This is a genomic window from Sulfurospirillum arsenophilum NBRC 109478, from assembly GCF_000813345.1.
Lineage (GTDB): Bacteria > Campylobacterota > Campylobacteria > Campylobacterales > Sulfurospirillaceae > Sulfurospirillum > Sulfurospirillum arsenophilum.
In genome coordinates, this window is record NZ_BBQF01000002.1 from 162,136 (window position 1) to 179,576 (window position 17,441).

At 38.7% G+C, this 17,441-nt stretch carries 15 protein-coding genes and 1 tRNA gene; 8 read left to right on the plus strand and 8 right to left on the minus strand.

Annotated elements, in window-relative coordinates; genetic code table 11:
- Positions 1 to 63 precede the first annotated feature (63 nt).
- Positions 64 to 948, plus strand: coding sequence for a helix-turn-helix transcriptional regulator (locus SAR02S_RS05180; protein ID WP_041957582.1), 885 nt, complete (start codon positions 64 to 66; stop codon positions 946 to 948).
- A 4-nt stretch (positions 949 to 952) separates the two neighbouring features.
- Here SAR02S_RS05180 and SAR02S_RS05185 read toward each other — a convergent pair whose 3' ends face one another.
- A complete protein-coding gene (locus tag SAR02S_RS05185; RefSeq protein ID WP_041957584.1) occupies positions 953 to 2,179 on the minus strand; it encodes an MFS transporter in 1,227 nt (408 codons plus the stop codon).
- Between the two features lie 71 nt (positions 2,180 to 2,250).
- Positions 2,251 to 2,328, minus strand: a tRNA-Pro gene (locus SAR02S_RS05190).
- A gap of 118 nt (positions 2,329 to 2,446) precedes the next feature.
- Here SAR02S_RS05190 and SAR02S_RS05195 point away from each other — a divergent pair.
- Genes SAR02S_RS05195 through trmA form a run of 3 tightly spaced genes read left to right on the plus strand, consistent with a single transcriptional unit; the run spans position 2,447 to position 5,840 of the window.
- On the plus strand, positions 2,447 to 3,961 hold the full coding sequence (locus SAR02S_RS05195) for a B12-binding domain-containing radical SAM protein (protein ID WP_041957586.1): 1,515 nt from the start codon (positions 2,447 to 2,449) through the stop codon (positions 3,959 to 3,961).
- 24 nt (positions 3,962 to 3,985) lie between these two features.
- Complete coding sequence (locus SAR02S_RS05200; RefSeq protein ID WP_041957587.1) at positions 3,986 to 4,696, plus strand: DUF445 domain-containing protein; 711 nt, start codon at positions 3,986 to 3,988, stop codon at positions 4,694 to 4,696.
- Positions 4,697 to 4,736: 40 nt separating this feature from the next.
- The gene (gene trmA, locus SAR02S_RS05205; RefSeq protein WP_041957589.1) at positions 4,737 to 5,840 is read left to right on the plus strand and encodes a tRNA (uridine(54)-C5)-methyltransferase TrmA; all 1,104 of its coding nucleotides are present in this window, start codon (positions 4,737 to 4,739) and stop codon (positions 5,838 to 5,840) included.
- An 18-nt stretch (positions 5,841 to 5,858) separates the two neighbouring features.
- On the opposite strand, the gene SAR02S_RS05210 is transcribed toward trmA, so the two are convergent.
- Positions 5,859 to 7,040, minus strand: a complete 1,182-nt coding sequence (locus SAR02S_RS05210) for a methyl-accepting chemotaxis protein (protein ID WP_052433539.1) — start codon at positions 7,038 to 7,040, stop codon at positions 5,859 to 5,861.
- Between the two features lie 123 nt (positions 7,041 to 7,163).
- Here SAR02S_RS05210 and SAR02S_RS05215 point away from each other — a divergent pair, with 123 nt between their 5' ends.
- Complete coding sequence (locus SAR02S_RS05215; protein WP_041957591.1) at positions 7,164 to 7,598, plus strand: CoA-binding protein; 435 nt, start codon at positions 7,164 to 7,166, stop codon at positions 7,596 to 7,598.
- On the plus strand, positions 7,598 to 8,809 hold the full coding sequence (ilvA, locus tag SAR02S_RS05220) for a threonine ammonia-lyase (RefSeq protein ID WP_041957593.1): 1,212 nt from the start codon (positions 7,598 to 7,600) through the stop codon (positions 8,807 to 8,809). Before SAR02S_RS05215 ends, ilvA begins: the two co-directional genes overlap by 1 nt.
- A 30-nt stretch (positions 8,810 to 8,839) precedes the next feature.
- On the opposite strand, the gene SAR02S_RS05225 is transcribed toward ilvA, so the two are convergent.
- From SAR02S_RS05225 to SAR02S_RS05245, 5 genes are all read right to left on the minus strand, one after another.
- On the minus strand, positions 8,840 to 9,292 hold the full coding sequence (locus tag SAR02S_RS05225; protein WP_041957595.1) for a hypothetical protein: 453 nt from the start codon (positions 9,290 to 9,292) through the stop codon (positions 8,840 to 8,842).
- Between the two features lie 26 nt (positions 9,293 to 9,318).
- Positions 9,319 to 10,065 carry an amino acid ABC transporter ATP-binding protein gene (locus SAR02S_RS05230; protein WP_041957597.1) on the minus strand — a complete coding sequence of 249 codons (747 nt, stop codon included), beginning with the start codon at positions 10,063 to 10,065 and terminating at the stop codon, positions 9,319 to 9,321.
- A gap of 8 nt (positions 10,066 to 10,073) precedes the next feature.
- Positions 10,074 to 11,159 (minus strand): amino acid ABC transporter permease, encoded by a 1,086-nt coding sequence (locus SAR02S_RS05235; RefSeq protein WP_041957599.1) that lies wholly within the window; start codon positions 11,157 to 11,159, stop codon positions 10,074 to 10,076.
- A gap of 1 nt (position 11,160) precedes the next feature.
- Positions 11,161 to 12,315, minus strand: a complete 1,155-nt coding sequence (locus tag SAR02S_RS05240) for an amino acid ABC transporter permease (RefSeq protein ID WP_041957601.1) — start codon at positions 12,313 to 12,315, stop codon at positions 11,161 to 11,163.
- A gap of 71 nt (positions 12,316 to 12,386) precedes the next feature.
- Positions 12,387 to 13,409, minus strand: coding sequence for an amino acid ABC transporter substrate-binding protein (locus tag SAR02S_RS05245; protein WP_198133084.1), 1,023 nt, complete (start codon positions 13,407 to 13,409; stop codon positions 12,387 to 12,389).
- 433 nt (positions 13,410 to 13,842) lie between these two features.
- On the opposite strand from SAR02S_RS05245, the gene SAR02S_RS05250 reads away from it, so the two are divergent.
- A complete protein-coding gene (locus SAR02S_RS05250; protein WP_052433540.1) occupies positions 13,843 to 15,930 on the plus strand; it encodes a methyl-accepting chemotaxis protein in 2,088 nt (695 codons plus the stop codon).
- Positions 15,931 to 16,003: 73 nt separating this feature from the next.
- Entirely contained in the window at positions 16,004 to 17,368 is a 1,365-nt protein-coding gene (locus SAR02S_RS05255) for a class II 3-deoxy-7-phosphoheptulonate synthase (protein WP_041957605.1), read from the plus strand.
- The last annotated feature ends 73 nt before the right edge of the window (positions 17,369 to 17,441 follow it).

A 17,441-nucleotide genomic window follows, 5' to 3' on the forward strand; every position in this document is an offset into this window, starting at 1 on the left:
CAAACGATGTCATACATTTAGTATATAATTCGATAATTGTTTTGAACTTCTTGAAGGAATAAAATGTTTTTAGACACGGGAATGCCACCACAAGGTGATTATGCCAAAGCATTTCCAAAAAATCCAGCCCTTTTATCCTATATTCATTCGTATGTCTCTATCATCAGTGAAGTAGAAGACACGAAAGAACAGTATATTACGCGCTTTTTCCCCTCATTTATGACGCAGTTTGTTTTTGATTTTTATGGAAGTTTGAATGAAGTTGTAGAAGAGGGGAGTTACCAACTGGACATTGACAAAGGAACGTACGTTAAAAGTGGCATTGGCACATGGATGGACTTTTTCCAAAAAGAGAGTTTATCGCGCAAGCGATTGGTGAAGAGTTTTAAAGTGACACTTTATCCGCATGTTCTCTATGAAGTATTTGGAATTTCTCCTTTTGAAATTAAAGATGAAGAGCTGAGCATCAATGATATCTGGGGAGAACAAGAAGGAGCATTACTTTTTGAAGAGTTAGAGTCGATGAATACTGCAGAGGGCATGATCGTTATATTTGAGCGCTACTTTATAAAACAGTTATCGAAAAGACATTTTTCTCCAAAAAATATTTCATCGTATCTTGTGAGTGGACACGCTTATCCAACGTTGAAAATATTATCCAAAGAGTGTGGGTACAGCGAGCGATGGATACAAAAACAGTATCTTGAAGTTTTTGGTGAATCGTTTAAACACATACAAAACAATACACGTTTTATCAAAACATTACGGTTTATGAATAGTGCTGTTTTACGAGGAGAAAGTCACCTCAAATTCGTCTCGATAGCTTACGAGTGTGGCTACTTCGATCAGACACATTTTATTAAAGAGTTTAAGAAATTTACGGGGCTGACACCCTCTTATTATTTCCATAGCTTTAGAGAGAAAATTCCGCTTTCATGGCTTTGGTAAGCATTTAAGCCAATCGTTTTTGCTTCAACCAACTATTGGCACAGACAAGCGTCGTACCTAGTAAAACAAATGATGCAAACCAAAAAGAGGCATACGGGTGGATAAATTGATTCATTCCATACGCTAACATTGGCCCCAGCGCTGCTCCAAAATCAATCAGCAAAGAGTACGTTGTCATGATCTTCACTCTTGCACCATTGTTTGATGCCGTATCAGCGGCTAGGGCATCTGCAATGGTGGTAAGAGACGTTGCTGTAACTTGAATTAAAAGAAGCACCCCAATCCACAACCATAGTGGTAAATCAAACGAAACCAGCGCAAATAAAACACTTGCGGATAAGGTTGAAATCAAGAGCAGTGGGTAGCGACCTGATTTGCCATCGGTTAAGCTTCCAAATAACGGTGCTAAAAAGGGCTCAAAGCCCCAACGAAGCGCTTGCAATATACCCGCTAATGAAGAAGCGCCTATCAATAGTCCAAAGACCAAGACAACAGAACTATTGTGAATTTCAATAACATACGAGAGTGTTGATGTAACAATACCTTGGTAAATAAGCGCAAAAAACATTCCCACCCCTAAAACCGATAGTACATTTCGATGTTTCCACACTGAAAAATCTCGCTCATTTTCAGCATGTTTAGCAACCATTCCATGTGTTGTTGGTTTGATGACAGCAAAGACCACAGGTAAACAACTGAGTGTTATGAGACTAAAGACGATAGACGCGAAGGTTAAGCCATACATATCTGCTAAAAAACCTCCTGCTAGCATTCCCACTAAGCTTCCTAGCCGATACAAACCATTGTAAAGTCCCATACTTTTGCCTCTAGTTGCATCCGTTGAAAAATCTAAAATCGTAAAATATGCCCCTAGTCGCAGAAAAGTCCAAGCAATTCCCCATACAGAGCGCACAACCAGAAAGCCAATAAATCCATGTACGACACCATACGATAACGTTGTCAAAAAAGCCAAAATCACAGCAATCAAAACACCTGTGCGTGCGCTGATTTTGGTATAGAGCCATCCCACAAATGGGTTGAGAGGAAGCCTTACAAGACGATTGATAGATAAGATAATCCCCACTTGCCATAAAGACGTAAGACCTGCCTCTTCCCAATGAGTAGGTAAAACGACATAGAGCATAGAATCGCCGACTAAACACGCTGCAGTAAGAAGTGCGATGATAACGATAGGTCTTTTTTCAAACGTCTGTAGTGTTGCGGTGTTCATAAAACATCCATACTGTTTTGATTGTATAATAGCTTAAAAAGGGGAAAAGTGAAGTATTAAGTGAGATAAAATGGTCGGAGTGACAGGACTCGAACCTGCGACCTCTACCACCCCAAGGTAGCGCGCTAGCCAGGCTGCGCTACACCCCGACGCATTTAAGAATTTTGATTTTAACCAAGATAACCAAAAAGTTTTATTATAATAATAGATCTATATTTAACAGCTATTTGCAATCGTTTTAATCAAAAAAATCAACAATGGTACTTTATGAAAGAAATTCTCTTAACAACCTTTAATGCACGTTATGCACACACTTCTATTGCTCAGCGCTATCTCTTTGCCAATCTTGAAGAGCTTCAAGGCAGAGCAAAAATTTTGGAATTTGTCATAAACTCTCAAGTCGTAGATGCAGCAGAAGAGATACTTAGTTACCAACCTAAAATCGTAGGCATTGGAGCGTACATTTGGAACGCTTTGGAAGTGCAAGAGCTTATAACCATCCTCAAAAAAGTAGCCCCTCAAATTTTTATCATACTTGGCGGTCCTGAAGCGAGTCATTTTCCACATCGTGTGGATTTTAGTGGAGCGGATTACATCATTCAAGGGGAGGGTGACATCGCCTTTTATGAGCTTTGTAAAACGCTCTTAGAAGGTCAACTACCAACCGAACGGGTCATAAAAGCGCCAATGGTTAACATTAATGCTATTAAACTCCCTTATGATTATTACACAGACGATGACATCAAGAACCGTTACTGCTACGTTGAAGCCAGTCGAGGATGCCCTTTTACGTGTGAATTTTGCCTCTCATCCATTGACAAACGTGTACGCGACATTGAGATAACACGTTTTATAGGAGAACTAGAAAAGCTGTGGCAGAGAGGAGTTCGTAATTTTAAGTTTATAGATCGTACGTTTAATCTTAGCATTGAAAATGCAACGAAGCTTTTAGATTTTTTCCTCTCTAAAACAGAAGAGTATTTCGTCCATTTTGAAGTCATCCCTGACCACTTTCCGGTAGTGCTTCGAGAAAAGATAGCGCAGTTCTCGCCCGCAGCATTGCAACTGGAAGTCGGCATTCAAACACTTGATCCTGAGATCTCAAAAAACATTCACAGGCGGCTCAATATTGCTAAGATCGAAGAGAATCTTGCCTTTTTGCAAAATGAAACCCATGCGCATTTACATGTAGATTTGATTATTGGTTTGCCAGGGGAGAGCTTAGAGGGATTTGGACGTAACTTGGACAAGCTCTATTCTCTGACACAGTGCGAAATTCAAATTGGAATCTTAAAAAAACTCTCTGGTACAACCATCTCTCGCCACGATGAGATTTATGGCATGGTGTACTCGAACAAGCCTCCTTATGACATCTTACAAAACAATTTGATCAGTTTTAAAGAGATGCAAAAAATGAAACGCTTTGCTCGTTTTTGGGATATGGTCTATAACAGTGGCAATTTTAAAAAATGTGCAACACTCTTGTGGAGCGAGGGCAAAGTCTATGAAGGCTTTTACGCCTTTAGTGAATGGCTTTATGCGCAAACGAAATCAACATGGCAAATTTCACTGGATCGTTTAGCTGAGTTGATTTTTCGTTACCTTTGTGAAGTTATGCGGTATGAAGAAGATCATATCAAAACGATACTTATAGAAGATATCATGACCGTTCGAGGACGTAAAATGCCTTCGTTTTTGCGCGAAAATTACATGCCACATGAAGAACAAAAAGAGGGAACTCTCAAGCTCAATAAACGTCAGTTAAAACATGCCACAGTATAATGGCGATTTTTTTAAGGAGAAATAATGAAAATTGATAAAAGTTGGTGGACGGACATCATTAGTGTTTTGTTTATTGTTGTTTCGTTTGTGCTACCAGACCCTTATGCCCATTGGTCACTTTTGACAGGCCTTTTTGCTTTTTCGGGTGCTGTTACAAATCAAATAGCGATTCATATGTTGTTTGAAAAAGTACCTTTTTTATACGGTAGCGGTGTTATACAGTTACAATTTGAAGCCTTTAAAACTTCGATTAAAAACTTGATGATGGATCAATTTTTTACTAAAGAACAATTGGATGCTTTTTTTGCTAAAGAAGAGAAAACGTTTGATTTAAGCCCCGTCATAGCCGAAGTGGACTTTTCACCTGCTTTTGATGCACTGACTAAAACGGTAATGGAGTCATCTTTTGGTGGAATGCTTAGTATGTTTGGTGGCGCCGGCGCATTAGAGGGACTTAGAGCACCTTTTAATGAGAAACTTAAAGATTCTATCCTTGAAATCAGCGAAAGTAATGTATTTCAACAAAAAATAGCACAAACAATACAAAATTCATCACTTAGCGATGATATGCTCATCACCATAGAGCAGATGATCGATGGAAGGCTTAATGAACTGACTCCGCAGATGGTTAAAGAGATTGTCCAGAATTTCATCAAAGATCATTTAGGTTGGTTGGTTGTTTGGGGTGGATTTTTTGGAGCACTAATCGGCCTTTTATCTACTTTAGTTCTATAATACATATAATTTTACATAAAATATTAAAAAAAGGAAAATTATGGAGTGTTCGTATTTTGGGAAATGTGGTAGTTGTACGCTTTATACATTGGATTATTCGGCGCAAGTTGAGCATAAAAAAGCACACATGAACACTTTGTTTGAACCTTTACATGTAAAAGCATTTGACTACTTCCAAACGCCCTCAGAACACTACCGTGGACGTTCTGAATTTCGCATTTGGAAAGAGGGCGATACACTCAGTTATGCCATGGGTTCAGTCGATAAAAAAGGTGCTATTTGTATTGATGTTTGTCCTAAAGTTGAGATGAAAATATACACTTTGATGCCACAGCTTTTAAAGCAGATTGAAAGTTCTCCATTGCTTCGTGAAAAGATTTTTGCGGTTGAGTTTCTTGCCTCATCAGAGCATCTTTTAGTGACACTTATTTACCATAAGCCTCTAGGTGTAGAGTGGGATAACGAGGCTAAAATGTTGGAGCAAGCGTTTGGCGTTTTTGTCATTGGTCGCAGTCGCGGCATCAAGCGTATACTTACGCAAGATTTTGTAGAGGATCGTTTTGATATCGCAGGTAAAACCTATCGTTACCACATCATTGAGGGAGGCTTTTCCCAACCCAATCGTTTGATGAATCAGAAGATGATTAGCTGGGTTTTAAGTCATCTTGAAAACTGTGAGGATTTGTTGGAGCTTTACTGCGGTTATGGAAATTTCACCATTCCTATGTCTCAAAAATTTCAAAAAGTTTTAGCAACCGAGATTTCTAAAACTTCCATCAAATCAGCGCTTCAAAACTGTGAGCTCAATGATGTCAACAACATAGCATTTTTACGTATGAGTGCAGAAGAATTAACCTCTGCACTTAAAAAAGAACGTGAATACAACCGCTTGGCGGGCATAAATTTGGAAGACTATACCTTTAGCCATGTCTTTGTGGATCCACCACGTTCGGGCATGGATGAAGCGAGCTTAGAGTTTATCTCTCAGTTTGAGAACATCATTTACATCTCGTGTAACCCTGAGACCTTGAAACGCGATCTTGATGTCTTGACAAAGAAATACGCCATCTCTCAATTTGCTCTATTCGATCAATTCCCAAATACCGAACATTTGGAGTCTGGCGTCATTTTAAAACGTATCTAACCTTTTACATGTAAAGGGTTAGATTTTAAAGAGTGCAAGCTTTGATGCCAATGTCTCAGAAAGCTCTAAGAGCTGGTGTGATGATGTATTAAGATTTTTAACATCACTACTGTTTTGCATCGAAGACTCGTAAATTTGTCCGATATTTTTAATCATGGTTGCTGTATTTTTTGAAAGTTCTTGCGAAACTTCAGAAGCCATCAAAGACGCATCGGAAGCTTCTTTGATGACCGCTTCAGTATTGCTGATTTTAAGTTCTACCTCTTGTGAATTGGTTGCCATCTGCTCAATAAATTTATAATTTTCACTCATTTGCCCACTAGCATCCATAATATTTTGAACAATGACGTTAATTGTTGCATTAATTTCTGTTAGGCTTTTTTGAGTTCTCTCAGCCAAGTTTCTGACTTCATCGGCAACGACGGCGAAACCACGACCATGTTCTCCTGCACGTGCTGCTTCAATGGCCGCATTAAGTGCTAAAAGATTTGTCTGGTCGGCAATGTCAGAGATGACAGTAAGGACACTTTTGACTTGATTAGCGTCATTGCTTAGTTGTTGTAAACGCTCTGACGTATGGGATTCTACTTCAGAAGCTTGTTGAATATTGGCAACCAAAATTTTGATCTCTTGTGCCGTAGTATTGAGTGTTTGGGATGCATTTAAAATATTTTGACTGGTCTGCGTTGCATTGAGCGTATTTTCTTCCAACGTTATTTTCATTGTATCGCCCAAATCTTTTGTCTGTTTTACAAAATCGCGCTCTTCAGCCATACGCTTGTCTACTTCATTGGAAATCGCTGAAAATTGATGTGCCATTTGTGCACTTTGGGTTGATGTTTGGGTTGATGTTTCAACAGTTACATGAATTTTTTCAATGAATTGATTGATGTTTTCTGATAAATCAGCAATCTCATCTTTTGAGTTAATTTGAATGCGCTTTGTAAGATCACCACTACCTTTTGCAAGATCAAGCGTTATGATTGAAAGAGCATCAATTGAGTTTGTCATACTCACCACCATGACACGTGTAAAAATGAAGAAAAAGATCATTCCACAAACGGACCCTGCAATCAGGATGAGTCGCTCTGTCCCTGTGATCAGAAATGACACTAAAATAATATTTGCCATAAACCCACACAAGGTTCCAATTGCTAGAAACCAACCTTTTGTTTTAATCTTGACTTGATTAAGAAACATTAACACTCCTTATAAATGTAAACGAATTGATTATAACAAATTCACATGATAAAAGCTATGGATAATCACGACAAAAGACAGAGTGTGCTATACTCGCCACTTAAATTTTTAAAAGGAGCAATAATGGAATGCGACATTTCAAATATTAGCATGCCTGGTGATGCAGGCATAAAAGACATTTTTTCGATGTGTAAGAGTATTGCCATTATTGGGTTATCTCCTGATCCAACCAAAGATAGCCATAAAGTGGCACGCTACTTGCAAGAATGTGGGTTTAAAATCTATCCGATCTATCCTAAAGAAGAGACGATTTTAGGTGAAAAAGTTTACCGTAGCCTTTTGGATATTCCTGAACCTGTTGATATGGTAGATATGTTTCGAAAGCCTGAAATTGCTGATAGTTTGATCGAAGAAATTTTAAAAAAAGGTGATGTAAAAGTCTTTTGGTTGCAACTGGGCATCGTCAATAATCAAGCCTGTGCAAAAGCACAAGAACACGGCATTATAGCTGTACAAAATCGATGTACCAAAGTAGAATATGAAAGGTTAATGAAATAATGATAGCGCTTAGTGAAATAGTAAAAGCAAAACGACAACTCGGAAATGTTGTCACTAAAACACCTTGCTCACTTGCTCCACATTTGAGTGAAGAAGTAGGTGCACAAGTTTTTCTTAAAAAAGAAAATCTTCAAATAACAGGTGCCTATAAACTTAGAGGTGCTTACAATAAAATTGCTTCTCTTACCAAAGAAGAGCGCTCCAAAGGTGTTATTGCAGCAAGTGCTGGTAACCATGCACAAGGTGTGGCGTACTCTGCACGTAGTTTTGGTATCAATGCAACGATCATTATGCCAGAAGCTACACCTCTTTTAAAAGTGACAGGTACAAAAGCACTTGGCGCTGAAGTAATTTTAAGTGGCGATAATTACGATGAAGCCTATGCGTATGCGCTCACTTATGCCAAAGAACACAGTTTGACGTTCATTCATCCGTTTGAAGATGATGTCGTCATTGCAGGGCAGGGAACGGTTGCATTAGAGATGATTGATGAGATCAATGATCTTGACATTATCGTCGTTCCAATCGGTGGAGGAGGGCTCATCAGCGGTATGGCTTCTGCTATTAAACAGATTGATCCTAAAATTAAAGTCATTGGTGTCAATGCTTCTGGCGCTCCTGCTATGTATGAGTCATTTTATGCTAAAAAAGCGATCAATTCTAAAAGTGTTCGAACCATCGCTGATGGTATTGCTGTACGCGATGTGAGCGAGTCTAACTTAGCACATATTTTAGAATGTGTGGATGAAGTAGTGACCGTGGACGATGAAGAGATAGCTGCAGCGATTTTGTTTTTACTTGAGCGTCAAAAACTGGTCGTTGAAGGTGGCGGTGCGGCAAGTGTTGCAGCCATTATGCATCAAAAATTTGCCTTTACCAAAGATATGAAAATAGGCGCGGTTTTAAGTGGTGGAAATATTGATGTGCAAATGCTTTCCATCATTATCGAAAAAGGTTTGATCAAATCACATCGTAAAATGAAGTTGGTCATCACACTTATTGATAAACCGGGCTCACTGATGCGTCTGACAGATCTGTTTAAAAATGCTAACGCCAACATTATTCAAATTGACTATGACCGTTTTTCAACCAAGCTCTCGTATGGTGATGCGCAAATTACCATTATGCTGGAAACCAAAGGTGTTGAACATCAAGAGGCGATTCGTGTAGTTTTAAAAGAAGCGGGATATCTGTTTAAAGAAGAAGTATAAAAGAAGTAAGTGAGGTTTAAAACCTCACTTTTATTCATCAAGTTGTTCGTATGCTTCTAAAAGGCTCTCTCTAAGGGCATCAGAAAGTGCTTCTCCATCCACACAGTACTCTTTGAGAAAAATATCTAAATTGCTTAAGAGTTCAAAAAGATCGGCTTCGATCTCTTTAGAACTCTTCTTTTTAGCCATCATCGTTTCAAAAAATACCAATTTACGAATAAAATTAGAAAGAAGCTCAAGAGCTTCTTCTTCGTTTTTACCCTCTAAGAGTTTAAAAGGGCGCTCACTTGGTGTTTTAGAGCTATCAAGGCTCTGTTTGATTTCACGCACATTCTCTTGAATAATGGCTGAAAATTTGGCATAGCGTTCGTATGAACCCTCACTTGCAAAGGTATCAAGTCTGCCTGTCAATTTGCCTATCTGTTTAACTAAAACAAATGCAACCATCGCAACTATCATCAAAACAGGAATCAATTGCTCCATTTCTTATCCTTACATGTAAAACAAAATCAGTGCGATAAGATTTGCTCCAAAAAGAGTTTAAGACGATCTGACTCAGGATTTTGGAAAAACTCTTCAGGTGTGTTTTCTTCGACAATTTGCCCTGCATCCATAAAGATAATCCTATCGGCTACCTTTTTCGCAAAGCCCATTTCGTGGGTAACACACACCATTGTTTTATCTTCGCGTGCTAATTCTATCATAACATCCAAAACTTCGGCAACCATTTCAGGGTCAAGTGCAGAAGTTGGTTCATCAAAGAGCATAATCTTAGGGTTTTTACACAAACTACGTGCTATTGCCACACGTTGTTGTTGTCCGCCTGAGAGTTGATTAGGGTATTTGTGTGCTTGATTGGCAATGCCTACACGCTCCAAATACTTCATAGCCATGGCTTCAGCTTCTTTACGCGGCATTTTTCTAACCCAAACAGGCGCTAAGGTAAGGTTATCTAAGATCGTTAAGTGTGGGAAGAGGTTAAAGTGTTGAAACACCATTGCCACTTCTTCACGAATTGCTTTTATCTTTTTAACATCATTGACAAGCTCGATGCCATCAACAATAATCTGTCCTTCTTGAAATTGCTCAAGATAATTGATACAACGAATAAGTGTTGATTTACCAGAACCGGATGGTCCACAGACAACAATGATTTCACCTTTATTGATTGTAAGGTTGATGTCTTTTAAGACATGGAAATCACCATACCACTTGTTTAAGTTTTTAATTTCTATGATTTCTTTTCTATCTTTCATCTTCTATCCTATCTCAAATTGGTATTAAAGCGTTTTTCAAGCTTTTGGCTAAAGTTAGACATCGAGTAACAAAAGAACCAAAAGATAAAGGTAACAAACACATAGCCTTCTGTCTCATAACCCAACCAATACGAATCAGCTGCACTCAAACGTACCATTGCAAGTAGGTCAAAGAGTCCAATAATAAGTACAAGTGTTGTATCTTGGAAGAGGGCAATGGAAACACCCACAAGGTTAGGAATAGCCACTTTTAGCGCTTGCGGTAAAATGACCAAAAACATTTTCTGCCAGTAAGAAAGTCCAATGGCATCAGCTGCTTCAAATTGACCTTTTGGAATGGACTGAAGTCCACCACGAATGTTCTCAGCGATATACGCTGATTCAAACAGTGCAATACCAATAAGAGCACGTAGCAACTTATCAAAAGACATACCCTCAGGGAAGAAGAGTGGCAAAATAATAGATGACATAAAGAGAATCGTAATAAGTGGAACACCACGAATAAACTCAATGTAAGTCACACTGATACTTTTAATAATAGGCAAGTGTGAAGCACGACCGAATGCTAAAAGAACACCCAATGGGAATGCCGCGACAATACCAACAGCTGCTACCATAATGGTAAGCATTAAGCCACCCCATTTATCAGTAGGCACTGCTTCCATTCCAAAAAAACCACCATAGACTAAGAAAAAACCAGCAATAAAATAGACATGCGCTAAGGCGATCTTTACGAACGGGCTTTTAAGGTATTTAAACGCTACAACCAAAACAAAAAAGAGTGCATAAACCGTATTGATTCTCCACCTAAGCTGTGAAGGATAAAAACCGTACATAAACATATCGATTTTCATACGTATAAAGACCCAACATGCACCTCCACTGACACAATCTTCACGTGTTGATCCTACAAAATTCGCATTGATGTATGCCCATTTGACAAAAGGAGGAATAATCCAAAAAAGGATCATGGCACCCAAGAGTGTTAAGGCGACATTGAGTGGCGTTGAAAAGAGGTTTTCTCTCAGCCAAAATGTCAATCCTTTTGTACTTGAAGGAGCTTTTCGTTCATTGATTTTGTTATAAATTGCCATCTTAACGCTCCTTAATCTTCATTTTATGGTTAAACCAGTTGAGTATAGCGGATACTACTAAACTGATGACGAGATAAACGAGCATTGTCATAGAGATAATCTCAATGGCTTGACCTACTTGGTTAAGTGAGGTTCCAGCAAAGACCGTAACAATCTCAGGATACCCAACAGCCGTAGCAAGTGAAGAGTTTTTAATGAGATTAAGATATTGATTAATAATCGGAGGAATTGCTATACGAATAGCTTGGGGTAAAACAACCAATTTTAAAGATTGATACGGACTAAAGCCCATAGAAGAAGCAGCTTCTTTTTGACCATGACTCACTGCTTCAATGCCCGAACGCACCGCTTCAGCAATAAATGTAGCCGTATAAATCGTTAGAGCAAAGGTAAGTGCTAAAAACTCAGGGGAAAGTGTTTTGCCCCCTTTAAAGTTAAAACCTCTAAGCTCTGGGAAACTAAAGTTAAGGTGTGCTCCACCTAGAAAATAAGCCAGTATCGGGAAGAGAATAAACATTCCCAAAACAAATGGAAGCACTGTAAAATCTTCTCCTGTTGTTTCTTTACGTCTATTCGCCCACATATTGAGAGCAATAGAAGCAAAAAGTGCGAGGAAAAGGCTTGCAAGCATCGTAAAAAAGGTTGCATTGTACTCAGGTAACGGAAAGTAAAGACCGCGATTGTTGATAAAAATAGTATCAAAAAAACTATAACTCTGTTTCGGACTTGGCATGGCACGAAGTACCACGTTATACCAAAAGAGTATTTGAAGTAGAAGCGGTATATTTCTAAAGAAATCGATATACGCTTTCGCCAATTTAGCAATGAGCCAGTTTTTTGAAAGCCTTAAAATACCTATAATAAGTCCTACAATCGTTGCTAATATAATACCTACAAAAGCAATGATAAGAGTATTGAGAAGTCCTACTATGAAAACGCGTCCATGGGTATCTTCTTCAGTATAAGAAATAGGGGATTGATCAATGCCAAAGCCTGCTGTTCCATTTAAAAAGCCAAAGCCAGTTTGAATACCTCTTTGTTCTATATTGGCAACAGTATTGGCTCCAATATACCACAAAAAAGCAACTAAGCCGATAACGGTCAATAATTGGAAAAGAATTCCTCTAATCTTTTGATTTCTCAAAAGTGCTAACATACGTGTCCTTTATGCTTTTAAGATTAAGGGCAGAGAGTTCTGCCCTCAGTGTTTTACTGTTTTTTAATCTACTATCTAAAAGGAGGTGCGTATTGTAATCCACCTTGATTCCAAAGAGCGTTATAACCTCTTTGAATTTTAAGCGGAGAACCTTCTCCTACAGTTTTTTCAAATGATTCACCGTAGTTACCAACTTGTTTGATGATGTTATAAGCAAAATCTTTTTTAAGACCTAAGTTTTCGCCCATTTGACCTTCAACACCTAAAAGACGTTTGATGTCTGGATTGTCAGATTTAAGCATTGCATCAACATTTTTGCTAGTCACTCCCGCTTCTTCTGCGGTTAACATTGCATAAGATACCCATCTTACGATATCAAACCATCTACCATCACCTTTACGAACGACTGGTCCTAAAGGCTCTTTAGAGATAACTTCAGGAAGAACGATAGAATCTTCAGGCTTCAATAATTTGATTCTCAAACCGTAAAGTTGTGATTGATCTGACGTTAAAACATCACATCTGCCACTCTCATAACCTTTCAATACTTGATCATTGGTATCGTAAGAGACGAGTTTATATTTCATTTTATTGGTTCTAAAGTAGTCGGCTACGTTAAGCTCTGTCGTTGTACCTGTTTGAAGACAAATAGAAGCGCCATCAAGCTCTTTTGCGCTTTTGACACCAAGCTTTTTAGTGACCATAAAGCCTTGACCATCATAATACGTTACGCCTGTAAAGTTTAGACCAAGAGAAGTATCTCTTGTTTCTGTCCATGTTGTATTGCGTGAGAGCATATCGATCTCACCTGATTGAAGAGCGGTAAGTCTCTCTTTTGCATTAAGCGCAATATATTTGACTTTTTTAGCATCACCTAGAACTGCTGCAGCAACTGCACGACATTGGTCAACGTCAATGCCTTTATAGACACCATCACTTCCTACTTCAGAAAAGCCTGGTAATCCACCATCAACACCACATTTAACAAAACCTTGTTTTTGTACTTCACTGAGTGTATCAGCACTAAGCGTTGAGCCTAAGCTCAAAACAGCAATTGTTGCTAAAGAGATTTTAGCGAGTTTAGATCGTAACATCATTATCTTCCTTTCAAAGTTGATATGCTTAGAATTCTAACACTAAATTTTCTTTTTTGGCGAAAAAACTGCCTATTTATTAATCAATATGTCACAGTGTGTAGAATCTTCATTCTTTTGTCGAATATTCGCTTTTTGCATATCAATTGGTCATTTTTTAATCACTTCTTGCATTGAAACCATTTTCACTTTTTTGTATAGTGATGCGTTGTTTTTTTAATATACAAAGCTTTAAATAAACGATTGTATAAGTGTTTTGTTTTAGTATCGCATATTCCTAAATTAGGGAAAATGTTGCTTTTATGTCACTTGAAACCTTAAAAATATTTTGGGGACATCTGGAAAAATCTAAAATACTTCTCTTTCCTGATTAAAAAACGACCAAATTAACATCTTGAGGAGCCTTCAATTGTTGTCATTTAAAGATAAGTTCATGATTTTGCCAAAATGGCTTAGAAATAAAACAATGCTCAGTGCTGTAGAAACTGCTTTTGATGGAATTGCGCAAACACGTAAGCGTATAATGATTGAATGGGCGAATGAAGTATGGCGAGAAGTGGAAAACACCGCAATTCTTTTAGAGCAAGAAGAGAGTGATGTACTTTCTATATTAAAAGAACAAGAAAAACTCAGCGAAGCAATCTTGGAGTATTATATTTTAGATACCGCTAAAAAAATGCTTTTTAGTTCGACCAAAAGAGTCCTTAAAGAGTATCGTTACGATGAAAGTGCTTTTGGTGAAGCTATTGACTATGTCTTTTTAGGTTCAACACAACTTCTATTTGGTCCTTATCTCGATGATGACACACTCTCCATCAAACCTAAAGCTTCGAGCTTTCATGATCGCGTGACTCTCTCTTTCATTAAAAGCTTTAAACAAAATGGCGAGAGTTATGTTCTGATAGCACGTGTTTCTAACGATACACTCAGCGATCTTATCCAGCGAGAGGCAGGGCATATCTTTAAAGAATCGGGCGATAATTACCTTTTTATGATCGAGCCTTATTTTAATAAAAACATTAAAACAGGTACAGCATTATCCCGTTCGCGTTTTGAAGACAATACGTTTAGCTTTGGTGAAAACCTCAAAGAAGGCGTGCATACAGAGCAGGGTATTATCTCTATTAAACAGCATACGGAATTTGAAATTGTTTTTAATGACCCAGCAACGAGTGCTCTCCACCCCGGTGTCGCCAATACAATTAAAAAAGGAACCAATCTCTTCTGTTCGTATCCAGGATACCCTGATTATCGTGGTATCCCTGTTATTGGTAAAGGAATTACCGTTACCCTTCCTTACAGCCTCGATAAATGGGGAATGATGTGTGAGGGTGATCTTTTAGAAGTTTATGACATTATGCAGTTTCGCCACAAAATCTATGCAAAAATGGGCTTGTTGATCGGTATTTTAATTCCAAGCAGTTATCTGCTTATCGCAACATTCCTGCCATTCTTAAGTCGCATACAAGAAGTTAGTGTTATTACCGTCGCTTCATTGTTGATGATTTTAGGAACTATAGGAAATGAGCTTTCTGAATTTTTTGGCAAATATGCTTCTTTGCGTGCTCTGTTGCAAGGCTTTGTTGAAGGGGATGGTGACATTACCAAGCGTGCCGACTTAAGTAGGTTTGCCAAAGATGAGAACAGGCGTACTGCCATCTGGATCAACAGTGTTATCGATATCTTTGATACGATTCTGAAAAAGACAAAAACATCGCTTCTGAACTTACTCAATCTTAACCAACACCTCACGAACACCATTGTGGTGACAGGTAAAAAGATAGAGCAGATTGGTGTGAGTATTCAAAACATCGTCACACACATTCAAATGCAAAACAACTCGATACAAAGTTCCGTCGATAAAGCGGATGCTATGAGTCAGAAAATCGCTCAAACGCAAACACAAGTAGCGCTAAGCCTTGGTAATGTAGAGTCTTCCATCGGCAATATTAAGTCAATCGCAGGAGAAACGACGCAGATTATCTTTACACTAGAGCAAAATGTAGCAGAAGTTTCATCGATGATTGAAACGATTAAAGATATCACCGATAAAACCAACCTTCTCTCCTTAAATGCTGCGGTAGAAGCAAGCAGGGCTGGAGAGCAAGGACGTGGTTTTGCTGTGGTTGCAGAAGAGGTAAGAAAGCTTGCTGATATGACCGATAAAGCAACCGTACGCATTGAATCAATCGTGAATAGCATCAATGGAAATGTCAATGAAGCGCTTTCCAGTATGCAAAATGTTAACAATACGGTTGATAAAGGCATCGAAATTTCAACGCAGTCTTTGCAGAGCATTGATGCGATTTTATGTGACCAAAAAGAGGTTATTTTGGCGATGAAAGATGATGTGTATAAAATCTATGAAGACTCTAAAAATACGATGACACACGCGAATGCCATCAGCAGTGAAGTTTGTGAGCTGACGCACCTTAACCATCAGGTTAAAACGATCTCAGACAGCGTAACACACCATGTTAATTCCCTGAGCAAAACTGTGGGGCAGTTTAAAACTTCATGAGCGTTCACAACCATTCAATTGTCTTTAAAGCCAATCGCATTATAATAAGTAAAAATTCAATTAAGGGTCATTTATGAGTTCTTGGACACGTGCATCATGGAGAGAAAAACCAATTAAGCAACAACCATTGTATACCAATCAAGAAATGCTGAAAAGTGTTGAGCAAGAACTGAGTAAATATCCACCTCTTGTTTTTGCAGGAGAAGTAAGACAACTCAAAGCCTCTTTGGCTGATGTTGTAGCCGGTAAAGCTTTTTTACTTCAAGGTGGAGATTGCGCGGAGAGTTTTGCAGAATTTAACGCTGTCAACATTCGTGATATGTTCAAAGTTATGCTTCAAATGGCGGTTGTTTTAACCTTTGCTGGAGGCTGTCCTATCGTTAAAGTGGGTCGTCTTGCGGGTCAATTTGCCAAACCACGATCATCGGATTATGAAGAGATGGATGGCGTTTCACTTCCAAGTTACCGTGGTGACATCATCAATGACATCGAATTTACAGAAGATTCGCGTATTCCAAACCCAAAACGTATGCTTAAAGCTTACAACCAATCCGCCGCAACCATGAACCTTCTACGCGCTTTTTCACGCGGTGGTTTGGCAGACCTACACCAAGTACACAAATGGACATTAGGTTTTGTTTCGGAGAGTCCTTTGGGGGAACGTTACCAACATCTTTGCGATCGTATCTCTGAGACATTGGCATTTATGGAGGCATGTGGCATCACTTCGGCAAATACTCCAAACATCAACGAAACAGTGGTTTATACTTCACATGAAGCGTTGCTCTTAAATTATGAAGAGGCACTTACGCGTCAAGACAGTATTACAAATGACTGGTATGACTGTTCAGCACACATGCTTTGGATTGGAGATCGTACACGTGATGTGGATGATGCACATGTTGAGTTCTTAACAGGTGTTAAAAACCCTATCGGCATTAAAGCAGGACCAACCATGACGGCTGAGGGTTTAATGAAGCTCATCAACAAACTCAATCCTGAAAATGAACCAGGACGTCTTAATATTATTGTGAGAATGGGTGCTGACAAAATCGAAAAAGAGTTCCCAAAATTGGTTCGTGCCGTCAAAGAAGCAGGTGCTAATGTTTTATGGAGCATTGACCCAATGCATGGCAATACCATCAAAGCATCGAATAACTACAAAACACGCTCATTTGATGAAGTGTTACGTGAAGTCAAAGGCTTCTTTAAAGTCCATGAGGAAGAGGGCACATTCCCTGGTGGCGTTCACCTCGAGATGACAGGTCAAGATGTGACAGAGTGCATCGGTGGAGCTCAAGACATTACCGAAGAAAAACTTGCTCATCGTTACCATACACAGTGTGACCCACGCCTCAATGCTAACCAAGCACTTGAACTTGCTTTCTTGATCGCTGACTCCCTAAAAGCCGCTCGTCAAAGATTTTTAACACACTAAAAACTTCTTTACATGTAAAGGTGAAAATCTTTACATGTAAAATATTTCTTCCTACATCATTAGCCTTTAAAGG